The organism is Aeromonas sp. s7(2024), from assembly GCF_040907825.1.
Lineage (GTDB): Bacteria > Pseudomonadota > Gammaproteobacteria > Enterobacterales > Aeromonadaceae > Aeromonas > Aeromonas veronii.
Window position 1 is genome coordinate 106,820 of the sequence record NZ_JBFOCM010000008.1, and the last position, 19,356, is coordinate 126,175.

At 60.8% G+C, this 19,356-nt stretch carries 18 protein-coding genes and 1 pseudogene; 13 read left to right on the top strand and 6 right to left on the bottom strand.

From position 1 onward, the window contains the following. Positions 1-26 precede the first annotated feature (26 nt). Positions 27-1,940, top strand: coding sequence for a molecular chaperone HtpG (htpG, locus tag AB5Y73_RS02395; protein ID WP_064337750.1), 1,914 nt, complete (start codon positions 27-29; stop codon positions 1,938-1,940). A 105-nt stretch (positions 1,941-2,045) separates the two neighbouring features. On the opposite strand, the gene AB5Y73_RS02400 is transcribed toward htpG, so the two are convergent. The 6 genes from AB5Y73_RS02400 to pspF all read right to left on the bottom strand — a co-directional run bounded on the left by AB5Y73_RS02400 (position 2,046) and on the right by pspF (position 8,477). Next, entirely contained in the window at positions 2,046-2,831 is a 786-nt protein-coding gene (locus AB5Y73_RS02400) for an ABC transporter ATP-binding protein (protein ID WP_005333681.1), read from the bottom strand. Positions 2,832-2,865: 34 nt separating this feature from the next. Next, complete coding sequence (locus AB5Y73_RS02405; protein WP_005333679.1) at positions 2,866-3,864, bottom strand: oligopeptide/dipeptide ABC transporter ATP-binding protein; 999 nt, start codon at positions 3,862-3,864, stop codon at positions 2,866-2,868. Then, complete coding sequence (locus tag AB5Y73_RS02410; RefSeq protein WP_100645683.1) at positions 3,864-4,757, bottom strand: ABC transporter permease subunit; 894 nt, start codon at positions 4,755-4,757, stop codon at positions 3,864-3,866. Before AB5Y73_RS02410 ends, AB5Y73_RS02405 begins: the two co-directional genes overlap by 1 nt. Before the next feature lie 35 nt (positions 4,758-4,792). After that, positions 4,793-5,752, bottom strand: coding sequence for an ABC transporter permease subunit (locus AB5Y73_RS02415; protein ID WP_021231386.1), 960 nt, complete (start codon positions 5,750-5,752; stop codon positions 4,793-4,795). Positions 5,753-5,754: 2 nt separating this feature from the next. Next, positions 5,755-7,350, bottom strand: a complete 1,596-nt coding sequence (sapA, locus tag AB5Y73_RS02420; RefSeq protein WP_107684927.1) for an ABC transporter substrate-binding protein SapA — start codon at positions 7,348-7,350, stop codon at positions 5,755-5,757. Positions 7,351-7,433: 83 nt separating this feature from the next. Continuing rightward, complete coding sequence (pspF, locus tag AB5Y73_RS02425) at positions 7,434-8,477, bottom strand: phage shock protein operon transcriptional activator (RefSeq protein ID WP_107684926.1); 1,044 nt, start codon at positions 8,475-8,477, stop codon at positions 7,434-7,436. A 196-nt stretch (positions 8,478-8,673) separates the two neighbouring features. Here pspF and pspA point away from each other — a divergent pair, with 196 nt between their 5' ends. From pspA to AB5Y73_RS02485, 12 genes and pseudogenes are all read left to right on the top strand, one after another. After that, positions 8,674-9,360 carry a phage shock protein PspA gene (gene pspA, locus AB5Y73_RS02430; protein ID WP_005361184.1) on the top strand — a complete coding sequence of 229 codons (687 nt, stop codon included), beginning with the start codon at positions 8,674-8,676 and terminating at the stop codon, positions 9,358-9,360. A 3-nt stretch (positions 9,361-9,363) separates the two neighbouring features. After that, complete coding sequence (gene pspB, locus AB5Y73_RS02435) at positions 9,364-9,600, top strand: envelope stress response membrane protein PspB (RefSeq protein WP_005333672.1); 237 nt, start codon at positions 9,364-9,366, stop codon at positions 9,598-9,600. Beyond that, complete coding sequence (pspC, locus tag AB5Y73_RS02440; RefSeq protein WP_005333670.1) at positions 9,597-10,001, top strand: envelope stress response membrane protein PspC; 405 nt, start codon at positions 9,597-9,599, stop codon at positions 9,999-10,001. The genes pspB and pspC overlap by 4 nt, the downstream gene beginning before the upstream one ends. 101 nt (positions 10,002-10,102) lie before the next feature. Further along, positions 10,103-11,509 carry a YcjX family protein gene (locus AB5Y73_RS02445; RefSeq protein ID WP_118853714.1) on the top strand — a complete coding sequence of 469 codons (1,407 nt, stop codon included), beginning with the start codon at positions 10,103-10,105 and terminating at the stop codon, positions 11,507-11,509. 53 nt (positions 11,510-11,562) lie between these two features. Next, positions 11,563-12,594, top strand: coding sequence for a YcjF family protein (locus AB5Y73_RS02450; RefSeq protein ID WP_118853715.1), 1,032 nt, complete (start codon positions 11,563-11,565; stop codon positions 12,592-12,594). Positions 12,595-12,752: 158 nt separating this feature from the next. Continuing rightward, a complete protein-coding gene (gene phhA / locus AB5Y73_RS02455; protein ID WP_118853716.1) occupies positions 12,753-13,547 on the top strand; it encodes a phenylalanine 4-monooxygenase in 795 nt (264 codons plus the stop codon). A gap of 63 nt (positions 13,548-13,610) precedes the next feature. Beyond that, positions 13,611-14,099: pseudogene (locus AB5Y73_RS02460) on the top strand (4a-hydroxytetrahydrobiopterin dehydratase). Positions 14,100-14,247: 148 nt separating this feature from the next. After that, positions 14,248-15,795: a transcriptional regulator TyrR gene (gene tyrR, locus AB5Y73_RS02465; RefSeq protein ID WP_005333656.1), complete on the top strand. Its 1,548-nt coding sequence runs from the start codon at positions 14,248-14,250 to the stop codon at positions 15,793-15,795. A gap of 189 nt (positions 15,796-15,984) precedes the next feature. Continuing rightward, positions 15,985-16,542: a YfiR family protein gene (locus tag AB5Y73_RS02470; RefSeq protein ID WP_118853717.1), complete on the top strand. Its 558-nt coding sequence runs from the start codon at positions 15,985-15,987 to the stop codon at positions 16,540-16,542. Continuing rightward, positions 16,539-17,768, top strand: a complete 1,230-nt coding sequence (locus AB5Y73_RS02475; protein WP_005361161.1) for a diguanylate cyclase — start codon at positions 16,539-16,541, stop codon at positions 17,766-17,768. The genes AB5Y73_RS02470 and AB5Y73_RS02475 overlap by 4 nt, the downstream gene beginning before the upstream one ends. Positions 17,769-17,803: 35 nt before the next feature. Continuing rightward, positions 17,804-18,292, top strand: coding sequence for an OmpA family protein (locus tag AB5Y73_RS02480; protein WP_005333642.1), 489 nt, complete (start codon positions 17,804-17,806; stop codon positions 18,290-18,292). Between the two features lie 98 nt (positions 18,293-18,390). Beyond that, positions 18,391-19,353 (top strand): IS1595 family transposase, encoded by a 963-nt coding sequence (locus tag AB5Y73_RS02485; protein ID WP_279499216.1) that lies wholly within the window; start codon positions 18,391-18,393, stop codon positions 19,351-19,353. The last annotated feature ends 3 nt before the right edge of the window (positions 19,354-19,356 follow it).

Sequence of the window (19,356 nt, forward strand, 5' to 3'; positions counted from 1 at the left end):
AACCCGATGTTTCTGAGGATTGGTCCATGACCCAAAGTGTTCATGCCGAAACCCACGGCTTTCAGACTGAAGTCAAACAACTGCTGAGCCTGATGGCTCACAGCCTCTACTCCAACAAAGAAGTATTCCTGCGCGAGCTGATCTCCAACGCATCCGATGCGGCGGACAAGCTGCGCTTCAAGGCGCTTTCCGATGCCTCTTTGTTCGAAAACGACGGCCAGTTGCGTGTGCGTCTGGTGGTGGACAAAGAGAAGCGTACCCTGACCATCTCCGATAACGGGATCGGTATGACCCGTGATCAGGTGATCGAGCACCTGGGTACCATCGCCAAGTCCGGCACCGCAGAATTCTTCAAAAACCTCTCCGGCGATCAGGGCAAGGATTCTCAGCTGATCGGTCAGTTCGGGGTCGGCTTCTACTCCGCCTTTATCGTGGCCGACAAGGTGACCGTGGTCTCCCGCGCCGCCGGTACTGCTCCGGAGCAGGGCGTACAGTGGGAATCTGAAGGGGAAGGCTCCTTCACCGTCGCTGACGTAACCAAAGAGGGTCGCGGTACCGACGTCATCCTGCACCTGCGTGCCGAAGAGGACGAGTTCCTCGACGACTGGCGCCTGCGCTCCGTGGTGGGCAAATATTCCGATCATATCAGCGTGCCGGTGGAGATGTTCAAAGAGGGCACCCCGGATCGCGAAGAGGATGGTGAGACCATCGTCGGCACCCCGGGCGAGTGGGAGCAGGTCAACCGCGCCACGGCACTGTGGACCCGCAACCCGAAAGATATCAAGGACGAGGAGTATCAGGAGTTCTACAAGCACGTCGCCCACGACTTTGAAGATCCGTTGCTGTGGGGTCACAACCGGGTGGAAGGGGCGCAGGAGTACACCAGCCTGCTCTACGTGCCGGCCCGCGCACCGTTTGACCTCTATAACCGCGAGCAGAAGCACGGCCTGAAGCTCTACGTGCAGCGCGTCTTCATCATGGATGACGCCGAGCAGTTTATGCCGACCTACCTGCGCTTCGTCAAAGGGGTGCTGGACTCCAACGATCTGCCGCTCAACGTTAGCCGTGAAATCCTGCAGGACAACAAGGTGACCGCCTCCCTGCGCAAGGCTTGCTCCAAGCGCGTGCTGACCATGCTCTCCAAGCTGGCGAAAGACGATGCCGAGAAGTACGCCAAATTTTGGAAAGAGTTCGGTAACGTGCTCAAAGAGGGCCCGGCCGAGGATTACGCTAACCGCGAAGAGATCGCCAAGCTCTTGCGCTTTGCCAGCACCGCTGGCGAGGGCGAAGCCCAGACTGTCTCTCTCGAGGATTACGTTGGCCGCATGAAGGAAGGCCAGCAGAAGATCTACTACATCACTGCTGACTCCTATGCCGCTGCCAAGAACAGCCCGCACCTCGAGATCTTCCGCAAGAAGGGTGTCGAAGTGCTGCTGATGTGGGAGCGTGTGGATGAGTGGCTGATGAGCCACCTGACCGAGTTCGACGGCAAGCAGCTCATCTCCGTCACCCGTGGCGAGCTGGATCTCGGCGATCTGGAAGACGAAGCCTCCAAGCAGGCACAGATCGATGCCGAGAAGGCCAATGCCGGTCTGGTGGAGCGGGTCAAGAAGAGCCTGGGCGATGCAGTGAAAGAGGTGCGTGTCACTCACCGTCTGACCGACTCCCCCTCCTGCATCGTCACTGACGCTTATGGCATGAGCACCCAGATGATCAAGCTGATGCGTGCCGCCGGCCAGCCGGTACCGGAGCAGAAGTACATTCTGGAGCTCAACCCTGATCACGCGCTGGTGAAGAAACTCGACACCATTGAAGACGAGGCACTGTTCGGTGAGTGGGTCACCCTGCTGCATGAACAGGCCCAGCTGGCCGAGCAGGGCGGGCTGAACGATCCGGCGAGCTTCGTCTCCCGCATCAACCGTCTGCTGCTGCAAGCCTAAGCAGCAACGCCGGTAACAGAAAGCCCACTGCATGCAGTGGGCTTTTTTGATCCCGCCGTGTGAGCTCGGCGAAACACAGCGGTGAGGGAGGCGGCCAGCGCCTCTCTATTTGCGGTATTCGTTGTTGTAGTTCTGGATGAGACGGCGAGTCACCTCATGCTGGGGATCGGCAAACACCTTGAGAGTCTTGCCGCGCTCCACCACCCGACCTTCGTGCATTACCAGCACCTCGTCACTGATATGGCTGACGATACCCAAATCGTTGGCTACCAGCACATAACTCAGTCCCATGGTCTCCTGCATCTCCAGCAGCAGATTGATGATCTGGGATCGTACCGAGATATCCAGAGTGGAGAGCGCCTCATCGGCCACCACTATCTTGGGGTTGAGGATCAGCGCCCGCGCCAGCGCCACCCGCTGCTGCTGACCGGAGGAGAGCATCTGCGGATAGAACAGGGCGTGATCCGGCAGCATCCCCACCATACGCAGGGTCTGCACCACCTTCTCGCGGCGCTCCTCTTCAGTCATCTCGGTGTTGAGGCGTAGTGGGGTTTCCAGGATCTGGCCGACCCGGATCTTGCGGTTCAGCGAGGTGTTGGGATCCTGAAAAATCATCCGCAGCAGCTTGCAGCGAGTCTGGTAATCGCCATGCACCATCAGCTGGCCGTCGATGGCGATGTCGCCGCTGGTGGGTTCGATCATCCCGGCCAGAATGCGGGCGAGGGTGCTCTTGCCGGAGCCTGCCTCGCCGACGATGGCGAGGGTCTGACCCACTTCGAGATCGAACGAGAGGGGCTTGATCGCCTCCACCGCCTGACGACGGAATAGACCGGTGCGGTTCTGGTAGGTTTTGCTAAGGCCTCTGACCTGCAACAGGGATGGCTCGATCACAAGCGGGGCTCCTTCATGGGGGCATTAACGGTCATCATTTTTTTGGCTCCTCCATGTTCAGCGGGAAGTGGCAGCTGAACTGATGGCCCTTGATCTTGTTCATCAACGGAGTCTGCACGCATTGCTTCTGGGCGTAGGGGCAGCGCGGCCCCAGACGGCAGCCGATGGGCAGGTGTTGCAGCGGCGGGATGACGCCGGGCAGGGTCTCGAGGCGCGACTTGTGGCGCACCAGCTTGTCAAAGTCGGGGATCGATTTGAGCAGGGCATCGGTATAGGGGTGGTGCGGGGTCTCGAGGATCTGCTCCCGGGTGCCCACTTCCACCATCTGGCCGCAGTACATCACGTTGATGGTATCGGTCAGGTTGGCGATGGCGGCGATATCGTTACTGATGATCAGGATGGTGGTATTGCCCAGCTTGTTCATCTTGTCCAGCAGTCGCAGGATCTGGGAGTGGGTGGTGGACTCCATGGCGCTGGTGGGCTCGTCGGCTACCAGCAGACGCGGCTGGTTGGCAATGGCCATGGCGATCATCACCTTCTGGCACATGCCATCCGACAGCTCGTGGGGATAGGCGCGCATCACCTTGCGGTGATCCTTGACGCCTACCCGGTGCAGCAGGGCGATGGCTTTCTTCTTGCGCCACTGGAAGCGCTGCCAGAATTGTCCCTCGAACGAATCGGTCGGGATCGCCTCTTCCAGCTGGGTGCCGATCTCCTCGGAGGGATCGAGACAGCTGATGGGGTCCTGGAAGATCATGGCGATCTCGCGACCCATGATGCGACGGCGCTCCTTGGGGGCCATGGTCAGCAGATCCATGTCGTTGAAGCGCATCCGGTCGGCACGTACCGTCCAGTTGTCCTTCTCGATGCCGACGATCACTTTGGCGATCAGACTTTTACCTGAGCCGGATTCACCCACTAGACCGCGGATCTCCCCCTCGGTCAGGGTCAGGCTCACCTTGTCCACCGCCTTGACCTTGCCTTGCGGGGTGTCGATCTCGATGGTGAGATTGCGAATATCGAGCAGCGGCATCAGTCATTCCCCTCTTTGAGTGCTTCGCGAATGCCTTCACCAACTAAATTGGTCACCAGCACGCTGAACAGGATGGCGATGCCGGGCAGGGTGACGGTCCAGGGGGCGAGATAGATAAGGTCGCTCGAATCGGCCAGCATGGTGCCCCACTCCGGTTGGGGAGATTGGGCGCCGAGGCCAAGAAAACCGACCGCCGAGATATCGAGAATGGCCGCCGACAAGGTGCGGGTGGTCTGGGCCACCAGGGTTTCGACAATGTTGGGCAAAATAGCCAGCCGCATGATCCGGAAGGGGGGCGAGCCATCGAGGCGGCTGGCGGTGATGTACTCCTTCTGCATCTCGGCATGCACCGCGTTGTAGGTAGCCCGGATAAACGGCGGGATCAACGCGAGCGTAATGGCGATCAGGGTGTTGCCAAGGCCAGGCCCCATGATGGCGACCATGATGATGGCCATCAGCAGGGAGGGGATGGAGAGCAGGGTATCGAGCAGGTGGTGCAGCACGCTCGATTTAAGCCCCTTGCTCATGCCGCCGAGGATACCGATGGCGGAGCCCACCACCATGGCGATCACCACCACGACCAGCGCATAGCCGAAGGTGAGACGCGCCCCTACCACCAGCCGGGAGAGCATGTCGCGCCCCAGATCGTCGGTGCCGAGGAAGTAGTCGATGTTGCCGGTCGCCGCCCACGAGGGGGCGAGCAGCAGCTTGTCGGTGTGCTGTTCATCGATGCCGTAGGGAACGACCAGCGGCCCCACCAGCGTGATGAGCAGCAACAGCAAAAAGCACCATAGCCCCGCCATTGCCAACGGATTGCGGCTGTAGGAGGCCCACGTCTGCTCAAGGGGCGAGAGGATCTTGAGCTCGGGATAGATGTTCGATTTATCTTGCATAGGATACCTGGCTCCTGGTCACGCCATGAGCGCGTTCAATCTTGTTTGGCATACAACTCTTTGCGCCGTGCCGGATAGATAAGGGTGGTCAGCAACTCGGTGCTGACGCTGGTCAGGATCACGAAACTGGCCACCACCAGGGTCGCGCCGCGAATGGCGGCGTAATCCTGCAGGGCGATGCTGCTGATGAGCCAGCGGCCGATCCCGTGCCACTCGAACACCACCTCGGTGATCATGGCGGAGGTGAGCACGCTACCCAGTTGCAGACCCAGCAGCGGCAGTACCGGCGGCAGGGCGTTCTTGAGACCATGGCGCCAAACGATCTGCGCCTTGGAAAGGCCCCGGCTCGCCGCCGCCTTGATGTAGTTCTGCTTCATCACGTCGATGAGGGAGCTGCGCACATGGCGGATCACCTCGGTGGTGGGCACCACCGCCAGCACCAGTGACGGAAGGATCAGGTGGCGCAGGGCATCGTGCAGCGCCGCTTGCCGCCAGGGTTCGTTGCTGAGCAGCACATCGATCACCGCGATGCCCGTGATGGGGGGCACGTCGTAGAGCAGGCTGATCTGCCCGGAGGCTGGCAACCAGCCGAGATCCAACGAAAAGAGCATTACCACCAGCAGCGCCAGCCAGAATACCGGCACCGCATAGCCGATAAGACCGGCAGTCATGATGGAGAGATCCAGCGTCTTGCCCTGTGACAGGGCCGCCAGGGTGCCGAGAGGAATGCCCACCAGCAGCGAGATGGCGAACGCCGCCAGACAGAGGATCAGGGTCGCCGGGAAGTAGTGGCGGATCTCGTCCAGCACCGGCAGCCCGGAGACGCTGGAGAGCCCCAGGTCGCCTGCGAAAATGCGGCGCAGGAAGTCGGGATAGCCGCTCCAGAAGCTGAGCTGATTGCCGATCAGCCGATAGTCCAGCAGATAGGCGACAAAGGTCAGCGCCAGCAGAGTGATAAGCAGCAGGTTGATGCGGCGCAAGGTGTATAGAAGCATGCTTACTCCCTGTGAGCCTGGTTGAAGGAGGTGCCGCCAAAGGGCATCAGCGTCAGCCCCTCGATGTCGCTACGGCTGACCTGGGTACGCAAGGCGTGCGCCAGCGGGATCAGCGGCAGCTGTTCGTTGAGCAGGGTCTGGGCATAGTAGTAGTTGCGCAGTCGGAACGAGAGTTGGGGCGTGGTGACCGCATCATCCAGCAACTGATCGAAGGCCGGGCTACACCAGCGGCTGTAGTTGTTGCCGCGCTCCACTGCCGAGCAGCTCAGCAGCTGGCGGAAGAAGTTGTCCGGGTCGGCGTTGTCGGCAATCCAGCCGGAGAGCAGGCTGTCGTACTGCCCCTTGGTGAGGCGGCCTTCGATCACCGGCCACTCCCGTTGCACGATCTTGAGCTTGATCCCGACCTTGGCCAGATCGCTGCGGATCAGCTGGGCGGTCTTGACCGCATCCGGGTTGTAGGGGCGGGCGTCTGGCTGTACCAGCACCTGCATCTCGAACCCTTTCTCCAGTCCCGCCTCCTTGAGCAGCTGGCGCGCCCGTTTCAGGTCGGGTTTGCGCTCGGGCAGGCTGGGGTTGTACCCCCACGAGAGGGTCGGCAGCAGGCTGTTGGCGGGCAGGCCGGTATCGAAATAGACCGCCTGAAGCAGGTTGTCGATATTGATGGCGCTGGCAATGGCCTGACGCACCTTGACGTTGTTGAACGGCGGCTTGCGGGTATTGAGGGCCAAAAAGGCAACGTTCATCCCCGACTGGACCGAGAGGCTCAGCGCCGGATTTTGCTTGATCACCGAGAGCTGGCTGGCGGAAGGAGTGCTCATTACGTCGCACTCGCCGGTCAGCAGCTTGGCCAGCCGTTTGGCGGATTTGGGGGTGATGTCGTAGACCAGCTGTTCAATCTTGGCATCGCCGCCCCAGTAGCCAGGGTGGCGCAGATAGCGGATGAACTCGTTGTGGCGATACTCCTTGAAGCTGAACGGCCCGGTGCCGATGGGGCGGCTATCGAGCAGGGCTGGCGTGCCCGCCTGCAACATCTGCTCGGCGTATTCGGCGGAGAGGATCACCGCATAGTCGCTGGCCAGGGTGGCGAGGAAGGAGGCGTTTGGCTGGTTCAGCTCGAACACTACCGTCTGCGGCCCCTTCTTGCTCACCCGCTTGATCAGCAGATCTTGCCCCAGGCTGTAGAAGTAGGGGTAATCGCCGCCGGACACATTGTGATAGGGGTGCTGCTCGTCAAGCTGGCGGGCATAGGTGAAGACCACGTCATCGGCATTGAAGGTGCGGGTGGGCTTGAACCAGGGGGTATGGTGAAACGTCACCCCCTTGCGCAGGGTCAGGGTATAGGTGAGGCCATCCTCGCTGACATGCCAGTTGGTGGCGAGCGCCGGCTCCAGCGCCAGGGTGTTGGGGTTCACCTCCAGCAGGCGGTCGTAGAGCGGACGAGCGCTGGCATCCAGCGTAACCCCGGTGTTGGAAACATGGGGGTTGAAGGAGAGGGGAGAGCCCTCAGCGCAGTAGATGAGTCCGGTCTTGGAAGCTTCGGATTGCTTGTTGCAGCCGGTGAGCAGAACCAGCAGACCGAGCAGCAAGGGTGTGAGCATTCTCATTGTTGAACCATGTTTTTGATACGCATCTGTTTTTATATGAATACGCCAGCACTGTGCTGGCTTTGTCGGTGCCGGTGTCAGTCGGACTCTTTCTGGTCTTGTTCCGTATCGTTGTCGCCATCCTGCAGCTGATACTTGCGTAGCATGCCACGGAACTGGTGATAGCTTAAGGCCAGCAGTTGAGCGGCTTTGCGCTGATTATACTGGGATTGCTGCATCGCTTGCTTGAGTAAATTAATCTCGTACTCCGCCACCGCCTGCTTGAGATCGAGCGGCAAGGCGAGGGGGGATGCAGATTGTACCTCGCTTCGGGCCTCTTGCGCAGGTTGCGTGACCTGTGGTCGCCATGGCGAATCAAACGGGTTGAGCACCAGGGTCGAGAGCGGCAACTGGGGATTGCCCTGACGGTAGATACTGCGCTCCACCACGTTCTTCAGCTCCCGTACGTTGCCCGGCCAGTGGTAATCCAGCAGCAGCTGGGTTGCCTTGCGCGAGAAACCGGCAAACAGCGGATAACCCAGCTCCCGGGTCATGCTGTGGGCGAAGTGCTCCGCCAGCATCAGGATATCTTCCCGCCGCTCCCGCAAGGGGGGGAGGGTGATCACATCAAACGCGAGCCGATCGAGCAGATCGTGGCGAAACTGCCCCTTGTCGGCCAGCGCAGGGAGATCCTCGTTGGTGGCGCAGACCAGTCGCACATCCACCTTGAGGGGCTTGGCCCCACCCACCCGCTCGAACTCGCCATACTCGATGACCCGCAGCAACTTCTCCTGCACCCGGGCGCTGGTGGTGGCCAGCTCGTCGAGGAAGAGGGTGCCGCCATCGGCCCGCTCGAAGCGGCCCTGATGGCGCTTGGCGGCGCCGGTAAACGATCCCGCTTCGTGACCGAACAGCTCGGTCTCCAGCAGGCTCTCGCTCAGGGTGGCGCAGTTGATGGTGACAAAGCTTTGATCCCAGCGCGCCGAGAGATAATGTAGGCGGTGGGCGATCAGCTCCTTGCCCGTCCCCCGCTCACCGATGATCAGCACGGGTTTGCGCAGCGGGGCGAGCCGTGAGGCCTGCTCAATGATCTCGAGAAATGCGTTGGATTCCCCCAGCAGGCTTTCCGTGGCCGTGGTCATAGTGATCCCTGTCAGTTGTAAAAGCTGGTCAATCTTACCAAAAGTTGGTGATTTTAATCATCACTTGCGCGAGGCATCTTGCAATCCGGCTATTCTGCCCCATATAAATCAACAAGTTAAATTTTGTTCCAGATTGGCACACAAGTTGCCATTGTCAATGGAGAAACAACGCCATGCCAATAACAGGAGTGCAATCATGAGTATTTTTTCCCGTCTGGCCGACATCATCAATTCCAACCTGACGGCCCTGCTCGACAAGGCAGAAGATCCCCAGAAGATGGTGCGCCTGATCATCCAGGAGATGGAGGACGAGCTGGTCAAGGAGCGTTCCAATCTGGCCCGCTTCCTCGCCAGCCAGAAAGAGATTGGCCGTCAGGTCGCCCGTCATCAGGAGCGGGTCGACGAATGGCAAGCCAAGGCCGAGCTGGCCCTGACCAAGGGACGTGAAGATCTGGCCCGCGCCGCCCTTATCGAGAAGAAGAAACAGACCGAGTTGTCGGAGACCCTCTACCGCGAGCAGCAAGCGGTAGACAGCGGTATCGAGAAGTTGGGTGAGGAGATCCGCCAGCTCGAAGCCAAGCTGGAAGATGCCCGCGCCCGTCAAAAGGCGATGGCCATTCGCACCGAAGCGGCCAGCAGCCGTCTCAATGTGCAGAGCCAGGTAGCCCGTGGCGAGAGCCAGGCGGTGGTGAGCAAGTTTGAGCGGATGGAGCGTCGCATCGACGAAATGGAAGCGCGCGCCGATCTGGGTCAGTCCGACAAGGCGCTGGCGCAGCAGTTTGCCGAGCTGGAAGTGGACGATCAGATAAGCCGCGAGCTGGAAGCCATGCGCCAGAAGCTGGGCCAGGGCGACAGCAAAAGCGAAGGCAAACAGGGGGAGTAACAGATGGAAGATCTGCTGGGCGTATTGATGGTTCCCATGGTGGTCTTCATGGTGGTGGTAGCCCCCATCTGGCTGGTGCTGCACTATCGTGCCAAGGGGCGCATCGGCGCCGGTCTTGCCGATAGCGAGCGGGAACAGCTGCAAGGGCTGCTGGCTCGCACCGAGAAGATGCAGGAGCGAGTAGGGGCGCTGGAGTCGATTCTGGATGCAGAAGTACCCGGTTGGAGGAACAAGGTATGAGCAGTGTCAGTCGTGAAGGGCGTAACCTTTATCGCGATCCCCAGCGTGGCAAGATAGCCGGGATCTGTGCCGGTTTGGCAGAGTATTTCGGGGTGGAGACCTGGATCGTGCGGCTGCTCGCCATCAGTGGCCTTATCTTCGCCGGTTTCATTACCTTCACCGCCTATATCGCTGCCTGGTTCTTGCTCGACAAAAAGCCGGTCACCCTCTATTCGCAAGAGGATGCCGATTTTGCCGAGGTGCGGATGAAGGCGCGCAGCTGGCAGGCGGGGATCACCCCTCATCAGGCGCTGGGCCGCATCGCGCAGGAACTTGACGCGCTGGAGCCCAGAGTTCAGCGGATCGAGAAGCTGGTGACCTCCAGGGAGTTCACCCTGCAGCGGGAGTTTCGCAAGCTGTAGTTCTTGCTGAAGCCCCCATGTCGATGGCGGCGCCTCCCGTGATGCGCCACCATCGACACCAGCTATCCAGATGCAACCACTAAGGGAGAACGGGTCAAGCCTTGATACTCAATAAACTGGAACAGAAGTTGACTCGCCTGCAACACAAGGCGAACGACGTGGTGAACCGGGTGCGGGATCGCCATATTCGGCTGGCGGTGACCGGCCTCTCTCGCAGCGGCAAAACCGCCTTTATCACGGCGCTGGTCAACCAGCTGGAACACGCGGCCATCGATGGCCGTTTGCCGTTGTGGGATGCCCTGCGTCAGGGGCGCATCCTCGGCGCCCGCCGGGTGCCGCAGCTCAATGCCCACATCCCCACTTTTGCCTACGAGCGTGGCCTCGACTCCCTGTTTGGCGATCCACCTGCCTGGCCCGAGCCCACCCGCGGCGTGGCCGAAGTGCGCCTCGAAATCCGCTATCGCACCCGTCACCCTCTGCGCAAGCATCTGGGGGAGATCTCCACCCTCTACGTGGATCTGGTGGACTACCCCGGGGAGTGGCTGCTTGACTTGCCGCTCCTTGAGATGAGCTACGAGCAGTGGAGCGAACAGGTACGTGAGCAGCTGCGTCGCCCCGAGCTGCAAGCACTCGCCACCAGCTGGCTGACTCCCGAGTGGCAAGCGGCGCAGCCTTTTGCCGAGCGGCCGGTGGCTGAGCTGGCCGAGCGCTACACCGCCTATCTGTATGCCTGCAAACAGGAGCTGGGATTGCACCTTATTCAACCCGGTCGCTTCGTGTTGCCGGGGGAGTATGCCGGTGCCCCCATGCTGCAGTTTGTCCCCTGGGTGTGGGAGATGCCTGACAGAGAGCCCGCCGATGGCACTCTTTACGCCACTCTCAAGCAGCGCTTCGAGCAGTACAAACAGCATCTGGTGCAGGGTTTTTATGAGCAGCACTTTGCCGGCTTTGATCGCCAGATCGTGCTGGTGGATTGCCTGCAGCCCCTCAACGCCGGGGCAGCCAGCTTTGGCGACATGCAGCAGGCCATTGCCCGCATCATGGAGAGCTTTGCCTACGGCAAGAGCAACTGGTGGCGGCGACTCTTCTCGCCCCGTATCGACAAGCTGCTGTTTGTGGCGAGTAAGGCCGATCACGTCACCCCCGAACAGCATGGGCCCATGGTCTCCCTGCTCCAGCATCTGGTACGCAGCGGTCGCGGTCAGGCCCGTTTTGAGGGGATCACCACCGAGTGTCTGGCGCTCGCCGCCATCAAGGCGACGGAAGTTGGCAAGGGGGTGGCCAATGGCCGCGAGTTCCCCGCCATCCGTGGCACCAGCCTGAGCGGTGAGCCGCTGCTGCTGTTCCCCGGGGAGGTGCCGCCCCATATTCCCCCCGCACAGTGGTGGAACAGTCAGGGTTTTGATTTTCAGGCTTTTCGCCCCATGCCCATGAGCGCCCATCAGGCGCTGCCCCATATCCGGCTCGATGCAGCGCTGGAGTTTCTGCTTGGGGATCACCTCGAATAACGGTGTGCGGTCTTGGCACCTGAGCCGAAGGCTGCGCACAGGAGAACAATGCGATGAACGATCAGATAAAAGAGCGGCCACCGCTGCAGGGCAAGGTGATCCTTGAGCCTGCCTTGACGGTGGCCAGTGACGAGCGACCGCCCGCACCGGCCCAGCGGCTGGAGGAGGCGAGCTTCGAGCGCCTCGACGAGCTGGACGAGTTCACCGAGGTGGAGAGCGCCCTCGTCATCAAACCGCGTCGCCGTCATCGGCTGCTGGCGTGGGGGCTGGGAGCGGTCGGTTTACTCTCGTTGGGCCAGTATGGCGCCTTTCTTTACGATCAATTCCTCACCACCCCGCTCTGGGGCAGCGCTTGGCTGGCAGCCTCGGCGTTGGTGGCGGCGGGCACCGCCAGCGTGGTGGGGCGCGAGTGGCTGCGGCTGCGCACCCTCAAGCGGCGTCAGGATGTGCGCTCGCGAGCAGAAGATCTGCTGGCCCATCAGGGAGTCGGGCAGGGGCAGGCCTTTTGCGAAGGGTTGGCGGTCAAAAGTGGCGACAAGGGGCGCGAAGGGTATCAAACCTGGCTGGCCCAGCTCGATGAGAGCCACAGCGATCGGGAAGTGCTGACCCTCTATAGCCAGCTGGTGCTCGCCGAGCGCGACAAGTTGGCACAGGCGCGGGTGGCCAAATGGTCGGGGGAGGCCGCTGTTCTGGTGGCGCTCAGCCCGCTCGCCACCGTCGACATGATGCTGATGTTGTGGCGCAACCTGCGGATGATCGAAGATATCGCCGATGTCTACGCCATCGAACTTGGTTACTGGAGCCGGATTCGCCTCATCCGTCAGGTGTTTCGCAACATGCTCTACGCCGGTGCTACCGAGCTGGTGACCGAGGTGGGGATGGACTTGCTGGGCGCCGAGTTTGCCGCCAAGCTCTCTGCCCGCGCGGCGCAAGGGGTGGGGGCCGGGCTGCTCACTGCTCGCCTTGGCCTGCGTACTATAGAGGCGTGCCGCCCGCTGCCCTGGTGTGCGGACGAGAAGCCGAAACTCGGCGAGCTGCGCAAGCGGCTGATCGGCCAGCTGGCGGGGTATCTCAATAAGCCTTGATGGCTGCTGGAGAACAATAGCGGTTGTCACAATTTATTTACAACTGTTTTAGGCAGCCGACTCATGAGTCGGCTGCTTTTTTTGTTGCCATTTCGTTACAGTGAAGCCGTGATGAAACGGCAAGGCGCCTTGATGTGGCGCCAGAGGATGGAACCGCTATGGCAACCTTTTACACCGCCCACCAGCCGGATGCTGACGGGGTGATCCACTACAGCAACGAGGAGCATGGCACCTGGCAGATCCTGATCGAACGTCAGTTCGCCGCTCTTGCTGGCAAGGGGTGTGATGAGTATCTGGCCGGTCTCGACAGGCTGGGGCTGCCCCGTGATCGCATCCCCCAGCTGGCCGAGATCAACGCCGTCTTGCAGCCTGCGACCGGCTGGTCGGTGGCGGCGGTGCCAGCGCTGATTTCGTTCGATCGCTTCTTCGCCCTGCTGGCCAATCGCCAGTTTCCGGTGGCCACCTTTATCCGGCGCCGGGACGAACTCGACTACCTGCAAGAGCCGGATATCTTTCACGAGATCTTCGGCCACTGCGCCATGCTGACCAATCCGGTCTTTGCCCACTTCACCCACCTCTACGGTCAGTTGGGGCAGCAGGCGAGCAAGGAGCAGCGGGTTTTTCTGGCGCGGCTCTACTGGTTCACCGTGGAGTTTGGCCTCTTGGCAACGCCGGACGGGCTGCGTATCTACGGTGGCGGCATTCTATCCTCCATCGGCGAGACAGCTTATGCCCTTTCCGGCAAGCCGCTGCTGCAACCCTTCGATCTGCTGACCGTGCTGCGCACCCCGTATCGCATCGACATCATGCAGCCCACCTATTTTGTGCTGCCGAGTCTCGATCATCTCTACCAGCTGACCGGGGAGGAGATCATGGCTGCTCTGGCGGAGGCCAGTCGGCTTGGCCTCTATCCGCCACGTTTTGAGGTTCCCGCTGGCAAACAGGCGAGCTGACCAAAAGCAAACAACCCTATTTCATTTTCATTAATTTTTCATTAATTCAAGCAGGAGTAACCCATGTCCGAACTGGCCAGCCAACAGTGTGAAGCGTGTCGCGCCGATGCCCCCAAGGTGAGCGATGAGGAGCTGCGCGAGCTGATGCAGCTTATTCCCGACTGGCAGCCGCTGGTGGAGGAGGGTGCGCTGCAACTGCGGCGGGAATTTACGTTTCGCAACTTCAAGGAAGCGCTGGCCTTTACCAACCGCCTGGGGGAGCTGGCGGAAGCGGAGTTCCATCATCCGGCCATCCTGACCGAGTGGGGGAAGGTGACCGTCAGCTGGTGGACCCACAAGATCGGCGGATTACACCGCAACGACTTCATCATGGCTGCGCGTACAGACCAATTGCCCAGATAATCTGAGAACAGGTTGAGGCGGAGTATCCCCCTTCCTGCATTTCTGACCGAATGGGGGAAGGTGACCGTCAGCTGGTGGACTCACAAGATCGGCGGTTTGCATCACAACGACTTCATCATGGCGGCGCGCACCGATCAGTTGCTCCGGTAATCGCGCCCCACAGCAGCGTCATCGGTTGACCCGGGCCTGCCTGCGAAAGCGGGGCAGGCCCGCATTTTTATGGGCTGGCGCTCGCACTGGGGGGATCGAGACTGTATTATCCGCTCATTCATAGAGTTAGCTAGGAAGTGTGTCCCGAATGCGTCTTGAAGTCAGCTGTGAAGACCGCCTGGGCCTGACCCGGGAACTGCTCGACCGCCTGGTGGAGCACAATATCGATCTGCGCGGCATCGAAATCGATACCTCAGGCATCATCTATCTCAACTTTCCCGAGCTGGAGTTCAGTGATTTTCAGCACCTGATGCCGGAGATCCGCCGCATTCCCGGCGTCTACGACGTCAAGACCATCCCCTACATGCCTTCCGAGCGAGAGCACCACGAAATCGAGGCGCTGCTCAAGGCGCTGCCGGATCTGGTCTTCTCCCTCGACAGCAAGGGCAAGGTGACCCAGGCCAACCAGTCTGCCCTCACCACCCTCGGCTTGCCGGTGGAGGAGGTGCGCGGGGTGGCGCTCGGTTCGCTGGTCAAGGGTTTCTCCTTCACCCGCTGGCTGGAGGCGAGCGAGATCAAGCCGCAGACCTGCAAGCTCAGTTTCAATGGCGAAGAGTATCTGGCGGATCTGATGCCGCTGTTCGTGGCAGAAGCCCGCGGCAAGCAGGCGCTGGCCGGTGCCGTGGTGGTGCTCAAATCTGCCCGTCGGGTCGGCCTGCACTTTAGCGCGCTTCATGCGGTGGAAGTGGGGGGCTTCGAGCATCTGCAGGCCGAGAGCCCCAAGATGAAAGAGGTGCTGTCGCAAGCGCGCAAACTGGCGATGCAGGACGCGCCGCTGCTGATTGTCGGTGAGACCGGTACCGGCAAGGAGCTGCTGGCCCGTGCCTGTCACGGGGCCAGCCTGCGCTCCAGCCACCCCTTTATGGCCCTCAACTGCGCCGCCATGCCCGATAACGTGGCCGAGAGCGAGCTGTTTGGTTATGCCCCCGGCGCCTTTGGCAATAACACCGAGGGCAAGCGCGGCGTGCTGGAGCTGGCGAGCGGCGGCACCCTGATGCTGGACGAGATCGGCGACATGTCTCCCCATCTGCAGACCAAGTTTTTGCGGGTGTTGCAGGATGGGGTATTCCGCCGGGTCGGTGACGAGCAGGAGGTGAAGGTCAACGTGCGTTTCATCTGCACCACCCAGAAGCAGTTGCTGGATCTGGTGCACGAAGGAACCTTCCGCGAGGATCTCTATTATCGCCTCAACGTGCTCAGTCTGGCGCTGCCACCCCTGCGCGAGCGCAAGGCAGACATCATGGTGCTGGCCCAGCAGTTTGTCTCCCGCTTTGCCAGCGAGTTGCAGCGACCCCGTCCGCGCTTTACCCGCAACATGGCCGACTACCTGACCGCCTATCGCTGGCCGGGCAACGTGCGTCAGCTGCGCAACTGTCTCTACCGTGCCATGACCCTGCTGGAAGGGGATGAGCTGGGGCCCGAGCAGATCGACCTGCCGGTGGCGGCCGATACCATGCCGCTGATCGACGAGTGGTTTGAGGGGAATCTCGACGATGCGGTGAAGCGCTTCGAGAGCCAGCTGCTGGCCCGGCTCTATCCCGCCTTCCCGTCGACGCGCCAGCTGGCCAAACGCCTGGGCGTGTCGCATACCGCCATCGCCAACAAGCTGCGAGAATACGGCATCAGCAAGAAGTGATTTCCGTCTTGTTGCCTGTCACCAGAGAGCCCGTTACCAGACGGGCTCTCCGTTTTCTTTACACGAACTCGGTAGATGATGGCGGGGTGAGACTTGTCAGGCCAGTGTCAGCCAACTTACTATCTGGGTTCATGTACCTGAACCGCAATGCCATAGCAGCGGTATTGTCAAGGCGACCACCTCCCGATCATGCTGTTACTCTTTTCCCCCCGTTTAACTGCCCGTCTTGCGCTCCTGTTGGTTGCGTTTGGCCTGCTGTTGCCCCGCGCGCTGGCGGAAACGGCCGCAGAGAGCCGGGCGACGGCGGTCAGGGAGCTGGTGCTCGATATCATGAGTTACACCCGCTGGCCCACCGAGCCTGCGGTGCTGCGCATGTGCGTGGCGGCGCCGACCGAATATGCCGGCGCTCTCTTTACCATCGATCGTCAGGCCAATGGCCGTACCGTGCAGGTCCATCGTTACGAGGCGAGCGATCCGACCATCAGCGATCACTGCGATGTACTCTATCTGGGGGTGCTCGACGAGCCGACCCGGATTGCGCTGTTTGCCCGCCTGCAGGGGCACCCTGTGCTCAGCATCAGCGAATACAACCACGACTGTTCCACCAGCTCGGTGTTCTGCCTGCAGACCTCGCCGGACAGCGTGCGGGTGCGGTTTAAAGTGAACCTCGATGCCCTGGCCCTTAGCGGCGTGCGGGTGCATCCCGCCGTGCTCAAGCTGGCCCATGCCGACAAGGGGGTTCCATGAGACGACAGGTGAGCGCGGCTCCCCGCCGTCTGACCCTGCGTCAGAGCCTGGGGCGAACCCATCTGGTGGCCGCCATCACAGCCGTCAGCGTGGCGGGACTCTTTTTTACTCTGGTGGCCCTGCTGGTAGTGCGTTTTTACGCCGACCACAATCTGGAGCTGGTAGCCCGCGCCATCAGCTACAGCGCCGAGGCGGCGGTGGTGTTCCACGATGAGGAGGCGGCGAGCGAGGCGCTCAGTGGCATCGTTGCCAAGGAAGAGGTGGCCCAAGCCACTATCGTACTGACCAATGGCCAGCTGCTCGCCAGTTGGGAGCGCCCCAGAAGCAACCCGCTGGTGACGCTCGAAGACTATCTGGCCCAACTGCTGATGCCGGGGCCTGTCAAGCTCCCCATGCTGCGGGGTGGTGAGCAGATCGCTACCATCGAGCTGCGTGGCCACGGTGAATACCTGTTGCTGTTTTTGCTCTCGGCGCTGCTGGTGATGGTGGTTTGCCTGATGCTGAGCGCCATGGTGGCACTCTATGTGGCTGACCGGATGCAGGTCTCTATCACCGCACCGCTGCGCAAACTGGCACTTGTCGCCCACTCGGTACGTCGACAACGCACCCTGGGGATGCGGGCGCCACCGGCCGATATCGTCGAGATTAACGAGCTGGGGGATGACTTCAACTCCCTGCTGGACGAGCTGCAAGCCTGGCAGGCCCAGCAGGCCCGCGAAAATGCCAGCCTGCTCCATCAGGCGACCCACGATGCCCTCACCGGACTGCCCAATCGCGCCCTGTTTGAAGCGCGGCTCGCGCAGGCCATCTCCCTCGGCGAGCAAGAGGGGTTTGCGCTGCTCTATCTCGACTGCGATCGTTTCAAGCAAATTAATGACACGCTGGGGCACAACGCCGGTGACGATGTGCTGATCGCGCTCTCAAGACGGGTACAACATCAGCTGCGTCCGGATGATCTGGTTTTTCGCCTCGGTGGTGACGAGTTTGCGGTGCTGGTTGGCCCACTCCAGCGACAGCATGAGGTGGAAGAGGTGATTGGCCGCATCCAGCAGGCGATGAGCGAACCGGTGGCGCTGCGTGACGGTCGTCAGCTGGTGGCCGAGGTGAGTGTCGGCTTTGCCGTCTATCAGGCGGGCATGAGTGCCAGCGTGCTGTGTGATCAGGCCGATGCAGCCATGTATCTGGCGAAACGGGCGCGCCGCAGCGAACAGCAAACAATCGCCTGACTGGCAAGAATAACAACATAAACAAGGAGCAAACCATGAAGATCACCCACCTGTTGAAAGTGACCCTGCTGGGGTTGATGTTGTCGCTGCTGGCCGGTTGCCAGAGCGCGCCCAAAGGGTTGACCCCGGAGCAAATCGCCGTGCTCAAGGAGCAGGGCTTTTATCTGACCGATGAGGGGTGGACGCTGGATCTGGCCAACCGGGTGCTGTTTGCCAACAACGTGGGGGCGCTCAATCCCCAGACTCGCCAATCCGTTGAAAAACTGGGTAAAACACTGCTTGGCGTAGGGTTGGACAAGGCGCGGGTGGATGGCCACACCGACAATACCGGCGAGAGCAGCTACAACCAGCAGCTCTCCCTGAAGCGGGCCCAGTCGGTGGCCGATGTGCTGGTCTCGGTCGGCATGAAGCCAGCCAATCTGGAGATCCATGGCCGTGGCGAGACCATGCCACTGGCGGATAACAAGACCAGAGAGGGCCGGGCCGCCAACCGCCGGGTTGCCATCGTCATCAGCGATCAATAACCCTTTCATCGTTTCGTTACCCATAAAAAAAGGCTCTGTCCCAATTACGTGTTGAAAGGCTAATCTTGAAGTAGGCCATCACCTTGAGGTCTACCATCATGGATACCCCAGCCTTTCAACACCTGTTGTCCCTTTTTCCCCAGTTAACCCTGCGCCAGCGCCGTGTTGCTCAGCAGGAGCTTACTGCACCCCACACCATTACCTCGCTCAATACTCAGTTACCGGCATGCAGTGGCTGCCCCCATTGTCAGGCCGATGTTACCCAGCTGGCGCCTTGGGGATGGAGTCGGGGACTGCGCCGCTACCGTTGCAAACTGTGTCTGCGCACCAGCACCGTTCTGACCAAGACGCCCTTGGCCAGATTGCGTAAAGCACAGTGCTGGGAAGACTACGCGCAAGCTCTCATCGAAGGACTGACTGTCCGCCAGGCCGCGCGGCGCTGTGGGGTCAGCAAAAACACCGCGTTCCTCTGGCGTCACCGATTCTTGCGCGCGATGGCAACCCATCAGGCCACCCGGGAAGAGGGCATTGTTGAGGTGGATGAGACCTTCTTCCTTGAATCGTTCAAGGGGCAGCGGGGACTGCCGCGTCCACCACGTCATCGCGGTGGTAAAGGTCGAACTCGTGGAACCGGGCCAGATTACATCCCGGTGATGGTGGTACAAGACCGTGCAGGCCACCATGCGGATTTCCAGTTGGAGAAAATAAATGCCGATACGGTCATCGCAGTGTTGAAGCCGTTGGTGTCACCGGATGCGGTGCTGTGTAGCGATGGGGCGGGTGTGTATGCCTGTTTCAGCAAGGAACAGGGTATAACCCATCAGGTGGTGCGCAATCGTCAAGGCGAACGGGTAGTCGGTGCGTATCACATCCAGCATGTGAACGGATATCACCATCGGTTGAAAGAGTGGATGGAGCGGTTCCATGGCGTGGCGACGCACTACCTGAAGAACTACTTGGGTTGGCGCCGGATGCTGGAGCGTTACGGAAAAGGCGTAAATATCAAAACATGTTTGCATGAGGCGCTGGGGCGCCCCATGCAACACGTAATTGGGACATAACCT